This window comes from Polaromonas sp. UBA4122, from assembly GCA_002381615.1.
In the GTDB taxonomy this organism is placed as follows: domain Bacteria; phylum Pseudomonadota; class Gammaproteobacteria; order Burkholderiales; family Burkholderiaceae_C; genus Polaromonas.
The window spans coordinates 1-13,872 of the sequence record DFWY01000004.1 but is presented as its reverse complement, the minus strand read 5'-3'; the positions used below and the strand labels follow the sequence as shown (position 1 = coordinate 13,872).

Annotated in this window: 14 protein-coding genes and 3 pseudogenes; 13 read left to right on the top strand and 4 right to left on the bottom strand. The window is 57.8% G+C overall.

The window, feature by feature from the left end; all coding sequences use genetic code 11:
- Positions 1 to 238, bottom strand: a pseudogene (locus B3F77_RS00830) (IS5/IS1182 family transposase); the annotation flags it as partial.
- Between B3F77_RS00830 and B3F77_RS20845 the strand changes: the two are divergent.
- The 3 genes and pseudogenes from B3F77_RS20845 to B3F77_RS00820 all read left to right on the top strand — a co-directional run.
- Positions 237 to 494 carry a nucleoid-associated protein gene (locus B3F77_RS20845; protein WP_414702931.1) on the top strand — a complete coding sequence of 86 codons (258 nt, stop codon included), beginning with the start codon at positions 237 to 239 and terminating at the stop codon, positions 492 to 494. The pseudogene B3F77_RS00830 and the gene B3F77_RS20845 sit on opposite strands and share 2 nt — an antisense overlap.
- A 19-nt stretch (positions 495 to 513) precedes the next feature.
- Positions 514 to 627: pseudogene (locus B3F77_RS20840) on the top strand (site-specific integrase); the annotation flags it as partial.
- Between the two features lie 127 nt (positions 628 to 754).
- A pseudogene (locus B3F77_RS00820) lies at positions 755 to 847 on the top strand (transposase); the annotation flags it as partial.
- Positions 848 to 894: 47 nt separating this feature from the next.
- Here B3F77_RS00820 and B3F77_RS00815 read toward each other — a convergent pair.
- Positions 895 to 1,167 carry a hypothetical protein gene (locus tag B3F77_RS00815; protein WP_293603122.1) on the bottom strand — a complete coding sequence of 91 codons (273 nt, stop codon included), beginning with the start codon at positions 1,165 to 1,167 and terminating at the stop codon, positions 895 to 897.
- A 105-nt stretch (positions 1,168 to 1,272) separates the two neighbouring features.
- Here B3F77_RS00815 and B3F77_RS00810 point away from each other — a divergent pair, with 105 nt between their 5' ends.
- Positions 1,273 to 1,515 (top strand): hypothetical protein, encoded by a 243-nt coding sequence (locus tag B3F77_RS00810; protein ID WP_293603121.1) that lies wholly within the window; start codon positions 1,273 to 1,275, stop codon positions 1,513 to 1,515.
- Between the two features lie 153 nt (positions 1,516 to 1,668).
- Positions 1,669 to 2,205, top strand: a complete 537-nt coding sequence (locus B3F77_RS00805) for a hypothetical protein (RefSeq protein WP_293603120.1) — start codon at positions 1,669 to 1,671, stop codon at positions 2,203 to 2,205.
- Between the two features lie 506 nt (positions 2,206 to 2,711).
- Here the strand turns inward: B3F77_RS00805 and B3F77_RS00800 are convergent.
- A complete protein-coding gene (locus B3F77_RS00800; protein WP_293603119.1) occupies positions 2,712 to 3,356 on the bottom strand; it encodes a hypothetical protein in 645 nt (214 codons plus the stop codon).
- A gap of 272 nt (positions 3,357 to 3,628) precedes the next feature.
- On the opposite strand from B3F77_RS00800, the gene B3F77_RS00795 reads away from it, so the two are divergent.
- The 8 genes from B3F77_RS00795 to ald all read left to right on the top strand — a co-directional run bounded on the left by B3F77_RS00795 (position 3,629) and on the right by ald (position 13,109).
- Positions 3,629 to 4,354 (top strand): pseudouridine synthase, encoded by a 726-nt coding sequence (locus tag B3F77_RS00795; protein ID WP_293603123.1) that lies wholly within the window; start codon positions 3,629 to 3,631, stop codon positions 4,352 to 4,354.
- A 492-nt stretch (positions 4,355 to 4,846) separates the two neighbouring features.
- Positions 4,847 to 5,773, top strand: a complete 927-nt coding sequence (locus B3F77_RS00790) for an EI24 domain-containing protein (protein ID WP_293603118.1) — start codon at positions 4,847 to 4,849, stop codon at positions 5,771 to 5,773.
- A gap of 18 nt (positions 5,774 to 5,791) precedes the next feature.
- Positions 5,792 to 6,616: a competence/damage-inducible protein A gene (locus B3F77_RS00785; RefSeq protein WP_293603117.1), complete on the top strand. Its 825-nt coding sequence runs from the start codon at positions 5,792 to 5,794 to the stop codon at positions 6,614 to 6,616.
- 223 nt (positions 6,617 to 6,839) lie between these two features.
- On the top strand, positions 6,840 to 8,255 hold the full coding sequence (glnA, locus tag B3F77_RS00780) for a type I glutamate--ammonia ligase (RefSeq protein WP_293603116.1): 1,416 nt from the start codon (positions 6,840 to 6,842) through the stop codon (positions 8,253 to 8,255).
- Positions 8,256 to 8,431: 176 nt separating this feature from the next.
- On the top strand, positions 8,432 to 8,944 hold the full coding sequence (locus B3F77_RS00775) for a hypothetical protein (protein WP_293603115.1): 513 nt from the start codon (positions 8,432 to 8,434) through the stop codon (positions 8,942 to 8,944).
- Between the two features lie 28 nt (positions 8,945 to 8,972).
- Positions 8,973 to 10,082: a nitrogen regulation protein NR(II) gene (gene glnL / locus B3F77_RS00770; protein WP_293603114.1), complete on the top strand. Its 1,110-nt coding sequence runs from the start codon at positions 8,973 to 8,975 to the stop codon at positions 10,080 to 10,082.
- A gap of 79 nt (positions 10,083 to 10,161) precedes the next feature.
- Positions 10,162 to 11,706, top strand: coding sequence for a nitrogen regulation protein NR(I) (gene ntrC / locus B3F77_RS00765; RefSeq protein WP_293603113.1), 1,545 nt, complete (start codon positions 10,162 to 10,164; stop codon positions 11,704 to 11,706).
- A gap of 287 nt (positions 11,707 to 11,993) precedes the next feature.
- Positions 11,994 to 13,109 carry an alanine dehydrogenase gene (ald, locus tag B3F77_RS00760; RefSeq protein WP_293603112.1) on the top strand — a complete coding sequence of 372 codons (1,116 nt, stop codon included), beginning with the start codon at positions 11,994 to 11,996 and terminating at the stop codon, positions 13,107 to 13,109.
- Between the two features lie 19 nt (positions 13,110 to 13,128).
- Here the strand turns inward: ald and xth are convergent.
- A partial coding sequence (gene xth / locus B3F77_RS00755; protein ID WP_293603111.1) for an exodeoxyribonuclease III occupies positions 13,129 to 13,872 on the bottom strand: 744 nt, incomplete at its 5' end.

Below are 13,872 nucleotides of genomic sequence, written 5' to 3'. Positions count from 1 at the left end.
AGCCAAAGTAAGTGCCATTCCGCTTAACCCGTCGCTCTTTGCCAGTGGTGCACTTCGCCTTTTGCGGACAACTTTTGCAGGCTGATGTCCAATAGGCGTTGATTTTCATACCGTTCTCCACCATGGAGCTACGGTAGGGTAGACGCCGCTCGGCGGGGCACAGGTATTCGTTGTCTTTTGCGATGTAAATGAAATCGAGTTTGCTGTAGCGCCCTTGGGCTTTGCTGTTGGATGTCATGACGGCATGGCTCGCTGGTGGTGATCGGTACATCAGCTTCTTGAAAGGGCGCACGGACGTAGCGGGATACTTCAAGCTATTTCTCGGCTGTAACGATGTGCACTTGGCGGCAGAGGAGTCCAAGAAGCTTCTGCAGGGGTTAGAGATCAGCACAAGAACAGCAGGGCACATTCGGTGCCGTCGAATCAGGCGGCACATGGATATGCTGACGCGGCGGCAGGGCGATCATTTGACCTTCGTTTTTACCCTACGATAGAAATCCCATTGTCCAGGTCGACACCAAAGCATGGCGCAACGCTTTACAACGGGCCGGGATCGAAGATTTCCGCTGGCATAACCTGCGGCACACCTTCGCCACCTGGCACCGGGAAGCAGGCACACCGACCCATGAATCCAATAGGTAATCCCCCGGCTATGCCGGGGAGACAGTAGGAGTTTGACATTTGCGTCGGTATGGGTGTCCATCGCAGAAACTTCCAATCGTGAGCCGCCAAGCAAACGAAAGGAAAAAACTGGATGGACAAGATAGAAAGCCTAAACCACACGAAATGGGACTGCAAGTACCACGTCGTGTTTATACCGAAGAATCGAAGAAAGGTGTTGTACGGTCACCCTTTCTGCTCAGCTGTGCTGTCAACTGCCATGAACCCTTAAAGTTAACGCGATCTATTCAAACGGCGGCATTCTCGCAGCTGACGAGCAATCTTAATCTTGCGACGATCGGTTCGTCTCATTTTCCAAACGTGAACACCCGCCATGATCAGCAAGCCACCACTGAATAAGGAGATCGCATTCTCCAAGGTGGCGATGGTTACTCCACCTGCTGCAACGTAAAGATAGGGCAGCCTCTCATAGAGCCACATAGGTTTGTAGAAATCAAGCACGTTGAACCCCATAAAAAGTGTCGCGCTGAAGAAAAACCAGTTCATAGCTGGTCAATTTTTTGTCGGCGCCAACAACGATAATTGCCGATAGCAGAGCCGCAATCAATGGCATAGCATGTCATTCTTGCACTCTCAAATTTTGAATCAAATGTGAACCACACCAATTCAAATCCTAAATCAGTTGATGATGAAGCGCTTGATAAATGTCAAAGGAGCGGAGTGTGGGACCAGCAAATAGAAAAACGTAACGCCCGTCAGGAGCACTGCATTGCTACCGTTCACTCAAGTTGGTTCAAGCAAGCAGCAATGACCCTCAAGGCCAGCCAGCACGGGTTCCCGATTTCAGTGCGATGTTTTTCCATCGGAATGGCTGACAGGGTTGAATCGGAATAGCTAGCTTTTTGACAGGGCTACGCAATCTTGGGTTAGGCCTGGTCAGAACGTGGACTGGAGCTGCGAGGTGTGTCACTATCCAGAACACCCAATTCGGCGTCCATGACCATAGTTTTCGTCAGTAAGCAGCACGCACCTAAAGGCGCAAGATAAATGGAAACCACTGAAAAGATTGTCGAGTCGTACTGCCGTTACATCAAGCGATGGTTCACCATACCGAACATCCGGTGCAAGGGTCAGTACGAGGTTGACCTTCTCGCTGTTGATACGACCAAGCGTGGCAGGTTGAAGCGATACCACGTTGAATGTGGCGTTTTAATTTCGGGGTCCTACTCAAAACTCACTGACAAACCTTTTTCAACAGAAGAGCTAAAAATTCGTGTCAAGCAAGCTGGACAGCGTAGGACGGTTGGGTACTTCATCGAGAGGAAATTCAATCTCCCACAGGTCAAGGATGAATTGGCGAAGTATGGTTTTGTTGACGGGAACTATGAGCGGGTCATCGTCATATGGGGGTCAACCAGCGAGGCTCGAATCCAAGCCGAGAAGAGCGGCGTGTCGCTGTGGGATTTCAGGGACCTTCTGAAAGAAATCGCCGAAGGACACAAAACTCAGCGAACTTATTTCACTGACGATACCGCCAGGACAATTCAGCTCTTTGCTATGGCCGCTTCTGAACAAACCCGGTGAGGAAATTGACGTAGTGCCAGCGTGCGTGGTGGCGTTGCGGTGCTCATCGGCCCACGTCGAGATGGAAGCCAGGGTTGAGCTTGGTTCAAGTGCCAGGAGCCTTCGGATTAGGGCAAGGGCACTAGGAGCCAGCTGAGCCTCGGTGAGCTTGGCGGTCACCTGGATGCCCTCAGAGCCCCCAGCCTGTGTCGCACTTGGGAGTGATGGGAAAGGGGTAGGGATCACGGGCCAGGTGTTTGAGGGGTTCAGGCTGAAATGTGTTTCCCTTGTTTCCCTACCAATTTGGCAGAGGGAAACAGCCAAAAAATATTTAACCGCTTATTTTGTTGAAACTGTACTTTGTTGTTTCCCTGTTTCCCTGTTTCCCTTGTTTCCCTTGTTTCCCTTGTTTCCCCCGCGCCGATTTGGCTGTGACCAGTGTTTTCAAAATCGTATCCCTGGTCAATTTTGAATCGGCATAACCCGGTTTACCTGGTCAATTCCTGAGTGGCCGCAACAACTACCTCTCAGCGCAGCTCGCCGCCGCGGCTGTCGAGCGGAGTCAGGAAAGAGTTCCCCTGATGCAAGCCGGAGCCAAAGATGCTCAACTCGCTGTCGGCGGGCAGGTGGCTTTCGGGGCCACTGTCCGAGGTGCGCCCAGCGGTGGAGGTGAGTGGGGCACGGTCGCTGTAGCGACTCTGCCGCTGGCGATCGAGGGAAGCGCTCAGCTTCATACGCGCTGAGGTAATCATCGCATCCTCCCGTTCGCGCTCAAGTGTCGTGGAGTCCGTTTCACCCAGAAACTCGGTACGGATTTCGACCGGCGTGGGCAGCTTGGAGGACTCTACCACCCAATATGCTATCCCGAACTGTGACAGCAAGGATTGCTTGAGTTGCCGGTTGCTGCGCGGCAGACCATGGCGGCCCAGAACATCCACACAGCCGACCACGTGGCCGTCGACCCTGCAGACGGTGAAAGTGCAATACACGCCGCTAAGCAGCTTGTACCAGTGCAGACCCTGCTTTCTGTTGCGCGGCAGCATAAAGCGCGTGACCGGGAGTTTGATCATGACGTGGTGGTCGGAAAAAGTCTGGCAAAGCCAGAGCCACACCTTGCGCTCGTCGGTGTTAGCCAGCACGCGCGGGTCAAGTGGCCACCGTTTGGGCATCATTCGGCGCTTCCGGGCGGCCCGGCGAGTCCACCACACAAACAGCAAGACGCCGACAGCCATGCCGGCCACAGCCGTCACAATTATCAACAACCAAACTGAAATCTGGTTCAAGAACTGCACCTCATGAATTTCTGTTAGTTAATGTAACAACATCGCCGCATGCAAATCAAGGGCAATTGTTCACACAAAACGTACTTTTGACGCCCGTGTGAAGCGATAGCTGCCCGTCTGCCCGCGTAGGCCCCATCGGCGACAATGGCGGCATGGCAAGTATGCAATTGCAGGAAATTCTTTTCTCCCAGGGCTTTGGCACGCGGCGTATCTGTGCGGGGCTGATTCAACAGGGTTTTGTGGCTGTAGCTGGCGTCCCATGTGCGGAGCCAGCTATGGAATTTGTAGCGGATGGCTTGCGCTTCATAGTGCAAGGCGTAGCCTGGGAATACCATGAAAAAGCATATTTGATGCTGCACAAGCCCGCAAGTTACGAGTGCTCGCAAAAGCCCAGTACCTACCCCAGCATTTACACGCTGCTGCCCCCACCGATTCGCCAGCGCGGCGGTGGTGCGGCGGCGGGGGTGCAGGCGGTGGGGCGGCTCGACCAGGATACGACCGGCTTGCTGCTGCTATCGGACGACGGCAAGTTCATTCACCGCATGAGTTCGCCCAAACACCATGTGCCCAAAGTCTATGACGTAACGGTCAAACACGCTGTGGATGACAAACAGATTCAGAAATTGCTGGCCGGCGTGGTGCTGGACGATGATCCCAAGCCGGTTCGGGCGGCTGCCTGCGAAAAGACCGGCGACCTGCAACTGAGCCTGACGCTGACAGAGGGAAAATACCACCAGGTCAAGCGCATGATTGCCGCAGTGGGCAACCGGGTGGAAGGCCTGCACCGCTCACGCATTGGCGCACTGCCGCTGCCGGCGGATCTGAAACCCGGGGAGTGGCGATGGCTGACGGCGCAGGATCTGGCCGGCATTGCGGCCACGCCCTAATTCAAGCGTGACATCAACCCGGTAGAACTTGAGGACAGGCTGCTCAGCCCGAACAGACTAAGGCGGACTGTCGTCTCCAGTCACCTGCATCGGGGTTTTGTCAAAAATTCAAGCGGAAAAGGCTGACCGAGCCCAGCCCTTCGTGCAAAAAACAATGGGGCCAAGGCGGTCGGCCCCACAATCTGCCGCACTTTGAGCCGGGTGCCGTGGAAAGTTAGCGTGGTGTTGCTCGTTATCTGGCTCATAAAAATGTGTCTTTTCGTACATACCGTCATTGCAAATCCGCGCGATACCGGAGGTATTAGCTGTGCTTTGCGCCTCGCCCCGACCAAAAATTCATAATTTTTATTTGCGCCAGCAAGCGCGCAACACCATACAAGCAAATTCATCACACGCTCGTAAAGGACGGAAAGATCGGCTCATTGGGTGCCATTCGCAGTTGGAGCTGCCTTGGCCACACCCCGGCTGGCCAATCGCGTTATCCTCCTTATCATGAGCAAGCTTCTTGATTCCTTTTGGCGGGCGGCGATGTACTGCCTGCATCCCCGCGTCATTGCCTTGTCCGTTCTTCCGGTTGTGATCATGGGGGTGCTCTCGCTCGGCTTGGGCTACTTTTTCTGGGAAAGCGCGCTCACGCTGGTGCGCAGCAATCTTGACAGCTACGAGTTGGTCAACACCATGGTCCGATGGCTGGAACGGCTCGGGCTGAGCGGCCTTCGCCTGGTCCTCGCGCCTGCGTTGCTGCTTTTTCTGGCCATTCCCGTGATCGTGATCAGCGCGCTGCTGTTTGTGGCGGTGTTCATGACGCCGGCCATGGTGGCCCTGGTGGCTGAGCGGCGCTTTCCGCAGCTGGAGCGCAAAAAAGGCGGCTCCATGCTGGCCAGCCTGTTCTGGTCACTCGGCTCTACCGCGCTCGCCGTTATTGCGCTTCTGGTGTCGATTCCGTTGTGGCTGATTCCACCGCTGATATTGATCCTGCCGCCCCTGATCTGGGGCTGGCTCACCTACCGCGTCATGTCGTACGACTCGCTGGTGGAGCATGCAAGCAGCGAAGAGCGGCGCCAGATTTTCAAGGAGAACCGGGCGGCGCTGCTAGGCATCGGGGTGCTCAGCGGTTATCTCGGTGCCGCACCCAGCCTGATCTGGGCTTCGGGCGCCATGTTTGTGGCCATGGCTCCGATTCTGGTGCCGGTGGCCATCTGGATTTACACCCTGGTGTTTGCCTTTTCGTCGCTCTGGTTTGCCCACTATACGCTGGCGGCCCTGGAGCAGCTTCGCAAACGAAACAATGCGCTTTCCCCCGACCCGCTTGCGCAGGAAGCTATTAAATCCATAGCGGAAGAACTGGCACCTGAAGCCTCTCCGGGCTCGGCGCCGCGCTTCGGTTCACTGGGCGGCCAGCCCGACTCCCAGTCATAACTTCAAGGCTCTCCCTGTATGACCACACACTTCGGACTCGTCATCATCGGCGATGAAATTCTCTCTGGCAAACGCGCCGACAAACACCTGCCCAAGGTCATTGAACTGCTGGGCGCGCGCGGCCTGCAACTGGCGTATGCCGATTATGTTGGTGACGATCCGGCCCGCATCACCGCCACGCTGGCGCGTGCCTTTGCTGCGGCGCGCGAAACGGGCGATGTGGTGTTTTCGTGCGGCGGTATTGGCGCCACACCCGACGACCACACCCGGCAATGCGCGGCAAATGCCCTGGGCGTTGAACTGGCGCTGCATCCAGAAGCCAGGACGCTCATCCAGGAACGCATGCAGGATGTGGCGAAAGAGCAGGGCGTGGTTTACGAGCCTGACCGCCACGACAACGTCCACCGACTGAACATGGGTGTGTTTCCGGTGGGCGCCCGGATTATTCCCAATCCATACAACAAGATTCCTGGCTTTAGCTGTAAATCGGGAGAGGGCGCGGTGCACTTTGTGCCGGGCTTTCCGGTCATGGCCTGGCCGATGATCGAGTGGGTGCTGGACAACCGCTATGCCCAGCTGCATCAAAAGTCGGCCTATACCGAAAAGTCGGTGATCGTGCTGGGTTCCATGGAGGCCATGCTGACACCGCTGATGATCGATATTGAAGCGGCGCATACCGGCGTCAAAGTGTTCAGCCTGCCCAGTGTGGATCACCCCGAATATGGGCGGCATATCGAACTGGGCGTGAAAGGCGCGCCCGATGCCGTTAACCAGGCCTATCCGGCTTTGCTGGCGGGCCTGCACCGGTTTGATCTGAAGTTAGGTCCTGAATTGGTGCGGTAGTTTTTGCACCATAAAAGTGCATTGTTATTTTTCACCTTTATGGTGCATGCCAATGGCACTTTTTTTGACTTTTACATGCGCGAAACCCTGAAGAGTCCCGCAGATAACGGCACAATCCAAGGTTTGAGGGAAAACTGAACAGCCATCGGCTTTGGCACAAAAAGTGCATTCAGCAGGCCCGAATACAATTTTTTCAACCACCCATCCAGCACAGGAGATTCTGATGGCAAAGACCGTCGCAGACGTCATGAAAATGGTCAAGGAAAACGAGGTCAAGTTTGTTGACTTCCGTTTTACTGACACCCGGGGCAAAGAGCAGCACGTGACCGTGCCTGTGTCGCACTTCAACGAAGACAAGTTCATTTCGGGCCACGCGTTTGACGGCTCATCAGTTGCTGGCTGGAAGGGCATTGAAGCTTCCGACATGCAGTTGATGCCTGACGCCAATACCGCCAACATTGATCCTTTCTTTGAAGAAACGACGCTGTTCATGAGCTGCGACGTGGTGGAGCCGAGCGACGGCAAGTCTTATGACCGCGATCCACGCTCCATCGCCAAGCGCGCTGAAGCCTACCTCAAGGCTTCCGGCCTGGGCGACACCGCTTTCTTCGGGCCAGAGCCTGAGTTCTTCATCTTTGACGACGTGCGCTGGAACACCGACATGTCGGGCACTTTCTTCAAAATCGAAGAGTACGAAGCGCCCTGGAATTCGGGCAAAAAGCTCGAAGGCGGCAATCGCGGCCACCGTCCCACCGTCAAGGGCGGCTACTTTCCCGTGCCTCCGGTTGACAGCACGCAGGACATGCGTGCTGAAATGTCCCTGATCCTCGAATCACTGGGCATTCCTGTCGAAGTGTTCCACCACGAAGTGGCGGGCGCTGGCCAGAACGAGATCGGCACCAAGTTCAGCACGCTGGTAGAGCGCGCCGACTGGACGCAGGTCATGAAGTACGTGGTGCAGAACGTGGCCAATGCTTACGGCAAAACCGCCACCTTCATGCCCAAGCCCATCGTTGGCGACAACGGCTCCGGCATGCACGTTCACCAGTCCATCTGGAAAGACGGCAAAAACCTGTTTGCCGGCGACGGCTATGCAGGCCTGTCCGATTTCGCGCTGTACTACGTCGGCGGCATCATCAAGCACGCCCGTGCCCTGAACGCCATCACCAACCCCGGCACCAACAGCTACAAGCGCCTGGTGCCTGGCTACGAAGCACCGGTCAAGCTGGCTTACTCGGCCAAAAATCGCTCGGCCTCCATCCGCATTCCTTATGTGGCCAACCCCAAGGGCCGCCGCATTGAAGCGCGTTTCCCCGATCCACTGATGAACCCCTACCTCGGTTTCGCGGCCCTGATGATGGCCGGTCTCGATGGCGTGGAAAACAAGATCCATCCTGGCGAAGCAGCCACCAAGGACCTGTACCATCTGCCCCCCGAAGAAGATGCAAAAGTGCCGACCGTGTGCCACAGCCTTGACCAGGCGTTGGACGCACTGGATGTGGGCCGTGGTTTCCTGACCAAGGGCGGCGTGTTCACCGACAGCATGCTGGACGCCTACATTGAGCTGAAGATGGGTGAAGTGACGCGTCTGCGTCAGGCGACGCACCCCATCGAGTTCGAGATGTACTACTCCCTGTAATTGGGGCTGTACGCTCCCGATCATTTACTGCTCCTTACAGTTTGTGGTCAAAAAAGGACGGCATTGCCGTCCTTTTTTTTGGCCATACAGGTTATGGGTTTGCTGTCTTTGTATTTTTGCCGCTTTGCCGCATACTCATGGATCATCCCAACCTTCACAGGCACAGGGAACTCCTTATGAAACACACCTTTTTGTCGTCCCTCTTGTCCTTGCTGCTGATCAGTGCGGGGAATGCTGCATGGGCACAGCAGATTTACCGTTGCGTCGCCGTAGGCGGTGGTTCGCCCGAATACATCAACAATGCCAAGGACGCCCAGAGTCGTAACTGCAAGCTGCTTGCGGGTGGCAATGTTACGGTGGTGCAGGGTACTGCCGTGGCTAAAGCGCCGGTACGGGTTGCCGCAGTGGCTGCTTCAGGCGGACCACGCACTGATGGCAGCACTGAGCAGCGCGCCCGCGACAGCGACTCGCGCGGCATTCTCGAATCAGAGCTGAAGAAGGCCGAAGCCAAATTGGCCGAGCAGCAAAAAGAATACAACAACGGCCAGCCCGAAAAGCAGGGCATCGAAGGGCGCAACTACCAGCGTTACCTCGACCGCGTGGCCGAGCTCAAGGACAGCATCGCCCGCAACCAGAGCGACATTGCCGGCATCAAACGCGAGATTTCCCGCCTTCCGGCCGCGAATTAAGCGCCATTCCCCATGCTTCTAAGCCAAAATGGATGGCTTGAACAAGCCCTATTTCTCCGCCGTTTTAGCCTCTTCCTCCCCGGTTTCCGGGGTCTCACGCTTTCAATCGTTTGACCTGCTGGCCACGCTGGTGGCTGTCGTGCGAACTGACGGCACCGTCGTGTTTGCCAATGCTGCGCTTGAAGACGCGCTGGGCATCTCCCGGCGCACCATCGAAGGCTCGCAGCTTCCCGAGTGTTTCACCGAGCCCCTGATTCTGCAAAACGCGCTGGCGGGTGCCGGTAGCAATGAGTTTGCAGCCCTGCGCTACGACGCCTGGCTCAGGAGGTTGAACCACGAGCCCCTGCCCGTGCACGTGGTGGTGGCGCAAACCGATACGCCGGGCGAAGCGATTGTGGAGTTGCTGCCGCTGGAGCAGCAGGCCAAACAGGACCGCGAAGAACGCTTGATGGACCAGGCACAGGCCAACAAGGAGCTGATCCGCAATCTGGCGCACGAAATAAAAAACCCCCTGGGCGGCATTCGCGGCGCAGCGCAGTTGTTGCAGATGGAAATTGACAAGGACCTGACCGAGTACACGCAGGTCATCATCCACGAAGCTGACCGCCTGCAAACCCTGGTAGACCGCTTGCTGGCCCCGCACCGCCGTCCACATTTGGTGGGCGATGTGAATATCCACGAGGTGTGTGAACGTGTGCGTTCGCTGATTTTGGCGGAGTTCCCCAAGGGGCTGTGGGTGATGCGGGACTATGACATTTCGATTCCCGAATTCCGTGGGGACCGCGAGCAACTGATCCAGGCGGTGCTGAACATCGTCCACAACGCGGCCCAGGCGCTGGCAGAGCGCATGGTGGCAGGCGATGCCCAGATCACTTTCAAGACACGAATCGCCCGACAAGTCACTTTTGGCAAGCAGCGCTACCGCTTGGCACTGGAATTGCATGTGATTGACAATGGACCGGGCGTGCCGGACTCCATCAAAGACCGGATTTTCTATCCCCTGGTGTCGGGGCGTGAGGGCGGTTCGGGGTTGGGGCTGACATTGGCGCAAACTTTTGTTCAGCAACACCACGGTTTGATTGAGTGCGAGAGTAGGCCGGGCTTTACAGACTTCAAGATTCTGATACCGCTGCCTTGAAGTGTGTGTTCATCGATGGTTTGATAGATAGCGCGATTAGCGCGAACGGCACCGAATGCACAAAAAGGAACTGCACAACATGAAACCGATTTGGATCGTTGACGATGACCAGTCCATCCGGTTCGTTCTGGAAAAGGCCCTGCTCCGTGAGGGTCTCCCCACGCGCAGTTTTACCAGCCCCCGTGAAGTACTGGCAGCGCTGGAAAATGCCACCGAAGACGACGGGCCGCAAATTCTCGTCAGCGACATCCGCATGCCCGGCGGTTCGGGCCTGGAACTGCTCGAAAAAGTTCATGTAAAGCTCCCAGGCCTGCCGGTCATCATCATGACGGCATTTTCTGATCTTGACAGCGCTGTGTCCGCCTTTCAGGGCGGCGCGTTCGAATATCTGCCCAAACCGTTTGACCTGCCCAAGGCGGTTGAGCTGATTCGCCGTGCGGTCGAAGAAAGCCAGCGTGAGGAAGTGGCTGAAGAGCGTATGGCCGCCGCCCCGGAAATGCTGGGCCAGGCACCTGCGATGCAGGACGTGTTTCGTGCCATTGGCCGCCTGAGCCAGAGCATGGTGACCGTGATGATCACCGGCGAATCGGGTTCCGGCAAAGAGCTGGTGGCGCGCGCGCTGCACAAGCACTCGCCGCGCGCCAATGGGCCCTTTATTGCCATCAACACCGCCGCCATTCCGAAAGACTTGCTGGAAAGCGAGCTCTTTGGCCATGAGCGCGGCGCCTTTACCGGCGCGCAGACCATGCGGCGCGGCCGCTTTGAGCAGGCCGATGGCGGTACGCTGTTTCTCGATGAAATCGGCGACATGCCTTTCGACCTGCAGACCCGCTTGCTCAGAGTGCTCAGCGACGGCCACTTTTACCGAGTGGGCGGCCACACTGCCGTCAAAGCCAATGTACGGGTGATTGCCGCCACGCACCAGGATCTGGAGCAGCGCGTCAAGGACGGCGGTTTTCGCGAAGACCTGTTTCACCGCCTCAACGTGATTCGCCTGCGCCTGCCCGCATTGCGTGAGCGGCGCGAAGATGTGTTCATGCTGACGCGGCATTTCCTGCAGCAAAGTGCCAAGCAACTGGGCGTGGAGCCCAAGCGCATTTCGGATGCGGCGCTGCAGCAGTTAAGTAACTTCAGCTTTCCCGGCAATGTGCGCCAGCTGGAGAACATCTGCCACTGGCTCACTGTGATGGCCCCGGCTCAGGTGATTGAACCCAAAGACCTGCCGCCTGAAGTGCTGGGCGCTACGCCGGGGTTGAGCAAGACCTTGGCGCCAGTAGAAAAAACTGAGGCAGTGAAGCCGGAGTGGGTTGAGGTACCCGAAATGGTGCCCGGCACGCACCAGCCTGAATCTTCTGCACCGGCGGCGCAGCAACCGGCTATGGCCGGCCTTGAGCAAAACGGGCAAAACTGGCAGAACTGGGAAAGCGGACTGGAAGCCGAGGCCTCGGCCCTACTGGCCGCTGGCCGCAGTGACGTGTGGGACGTGCTGACGCGCCGCTTTGAAGCCAAGCTGATCCAGACCGCGCTGCTCAATACGCGCGGCCGCCGCATCGAGGCGGCTCAAAAGCTGGGTATCGGGCGCAACACCATCACGCGCAAGATCCAGGAGCTAAACCTTGAGTAAATAATGCCTGTAGCCAAAGTAGCACGGGCGAAAGAAGCTATTAGTTTTATAGCGTAGCGAGTTTCACAAGGCGGCGCGCTTGGTCGCTGGGGCGTTCGCTTTTGCGCCGGGTTTTGTCGATGTGGCAGGCCCAGGCCAGGGGGTGTCGCGCCGTCCTCCTGGCGCTGCTTCAGCGTCGGCACGAAAATCAGTTTCGTTAATTGTTATTAAAAGTTATTAATAAAACTACTTTAATCACGGCAATTGCGCACAATCACTCACCATCCCATCAATCACTGGAGAGCGTCATGCGTATCGGAGCCCCCAAAGAAATCAAGAACAACGAATACCGCGTCGGCCTGACGCCAGCCAGTGTGCGCGAGCTGGTGGCGCACGGTCATCAGGTACTGGTGCAGCGCGAGGCCGGCAGTGCCATAGGGCTCGATGATGCGCTGTACCAGGCCGCCGGTGCCGAACTCGTCGACACGGCGCAGGCGGTGTTCGAGCGCGCCGAGATGATCGTCAAGGTCAAGGAGCCGCAGCCTGTGGAATGCGCCATGCTGCGGCCAGGGCAAGTCCTCTACACCTACCTGCACCTGGCACCCGATCCGGAGCAGACGGCGGCGCTGGTCAAGTCCGGTGCGGTGTGCATCGCCTACGAAACCATCACCGGCCCGGGCGGCGGTCTGCCGCTGTTGGCCCCTATGAGTGAGGTGGCTGGGCGCATGGCGATTCAGGCTGGCGCGACCTATCTGGAGAAGGAGCATGGCGGGCGTGGTCTGCTGATCGGTGGCGTACCCGGTGTTGCCCCCGCGCACGTGGCCATCATCGGTGCGGGCGTGGTCGGAACCAACGCGCTGCAAATGGCCGTCGGGCTGGGTGCGCGCGTGACGGTGCTTGACAAGAACGTGGACCGCCTGCGCCAGCTTGACCTGGTGTTTGGCAACCGTATCAGCACGCTCTACTCGACGTCCGCGAGCATCGAGGAAGCCGTGCTGGATGCTGATCTGGTGGTCGGCGGTGTGCTGGTGCCAGGTGCCGCAGCCCCCAAGCTGGTGACGCGCTCGCATGTCTCCCGCATGAAAAAAGGTGCCGTGGTGGTGGACGTGGCGATCGACCAAGGGGGCTGCTTCGAGACCTCGCACGCCACCACCCATGCCGACCCGACTTACCTGGTGGATGGCGTGGTGCACTATTGCGTGGCCAACATGCCCGGTGCCGTGGCGCGCACGTCCACTTTTGCCCTGAACAATGCCACCATCGGCCACGCCTTGGCGTTGGCTGACAAGGGCTGGCAGGCCGCGCTGCGTGACAACGTGCACCTGCGCAACGGACTGAATGTCTGCCAGGGGCAGGTCACCTATGCGGCGGTTGCGCGCGCGCTGGGCCTCCCCTACGTCAGCGCCGACAGCGTACTGGCCTAGAGCCGAAGCGGTCCGTGGGTTACCCGAGCGTCAGCAGCACCGGTACGTGGTCGCTGGGCCGCTCGTTTTTGCGCGGGGCCTTGTCAATGGTGCAGGCTGTGACCAGGGGCTTGAGCGCGTCGCTGACCAGGATGTGGTCAATGCGCAGCCCGCGGTTGCGCCGGAAGGCTAACTCCCGGTAGTCCCACCAGGAGTAGCTTTTTTCGGGCTGTTCAAACAGGCGGAAGGCATCGCTCAGACCCAGATCGAGCAGCGCCTGAAAGTGCTGGCGTTCTTCGCTCGTGTGGTGGATGGTTTCGCGTAAGGCCACCGGGTCGTAGCTGTCGCGGTCGTCGGCCGTGATATTGAAGTCGCCCAGCAGCACCAGATTCGGGTGCGCCAGGAGTTCTTCACGCAGCCAGTCGCGCAAGCCGTTCAGCCATTTCATCTTGTACGCAAACTTCTCGCTACCCGGCGCCTGGCCGTTGACGAAATAGCCGTTGACCACGCGCACTTCACCACCCGCCAGCTCGCCGCCTGGCAGGTCAAGCGTTGCGGCGATTACCCGTGATTGCTCATCGGTGAAGCCCACGATGTTTTTCACGACGTTGCGTGCCGACGTGCGGCTCAAAATGGCGACCCCGTTATAGGTTTTCTGGCCAAACACCGCGCTCTGGTAGCCTGCAGCCTCCAACTCCTTCAGGGGAAACTTGTCATCGCTGAGTTTGAGTTCCTGCAGGCACAGCACATCAACCGGATTGGCCGCCAGCCAGTCCAGCACCTG

What these genes read in the sequence shown, in the direction of transcription:
- B3F77_RS00795 (WP_293603123.1), top strand. Translation starts at nt 3,629, where the DNA reads ATGCAATTGCAGGAAATTCTTTTCTCCCAGGGCTTTGGCACGCGGCGT.
- B3F77_RS00805 (WP_293603120.1), top strand. Translation starts at nt 1,669, where the DNA reads ATGGAAACCACTGAAAAGATTGTCGAGTCGTACTGCCGTTACATCAAG.
- B3F77_RS00790 (WP_293603118.1), top strand. Translation starts at nt 4,847, where the DNA reads ATGAGCAAGCTTCTTGATTCCTTTTGGCGGGCGGCGATGTACTGCCTG.
- B3F77_RS00785 (WP_293603117.1), top strand. Translation starts at nt 5,792, where the DNA reads ATGACCACACACTTCGGACTCGTCATCATCGGCGATGAAATTCTCTCT.
- B3F77_RS00800 (WP_293603119.1), bottom strand. Translation starts at nt 3,356, where the DNA reads ATGATGCCCAAACGGTGGCCACTTGACCCGCGCGTGCTGGCTAACACC.
- glnL (WP_293603114.1), top strand. Translation starts at nt 8,973, where the DNA reads ATGGATGGCTTGAACAAGCCCTATTTCTCCGCCGTTTTAGCCTCTTCC.
- B3F77_RS00815 (WP_293603122.1), bottom strand. Translation starts at nt 1,167, where the DNA reads ATGAACTGGTTTTTCTTCAGCGCGACACTTTTTATGGGGTTCAACGTG.
- B3F77_RS00775 (WP_293603115.1), top strand. Translation starts at nt 8,432, where the DNA reads ATGAAACACACCTTTTTGTCGTCCCTCTTGTCCTTGCTGCTGATCAGT.
- glnA (WP_293603116.1), top strand. Translation starts at nt 6,840, where the DNA reads ATGGCAAAGACCGTCGCAGACGTCATGAAAATGGTCAAGGAAAACGAG.
- ald (WP_293603112.1), top strand. Translation starts at nt 11,994, where the DNA reads ATGCGTATCGGAGCCCCCAAAGAAATCAAGAACAACGAATACCGCGTC.
- B3F77_RS20845 (WP_414702931.1), top strand. Translation starts at nt 237, where the DNA reads ATGACGGCATGGCTCGCTGGTGGTGATCGGTACATCAGCTTCTTGAAA.
- ntrC (WP_293603113.1), top strand. Translation starts at nt 10,162, where the DNA reads ATGAAACCGATTTGGATCGTTGACGATGACCAGTCCATCCGGTTCGTT.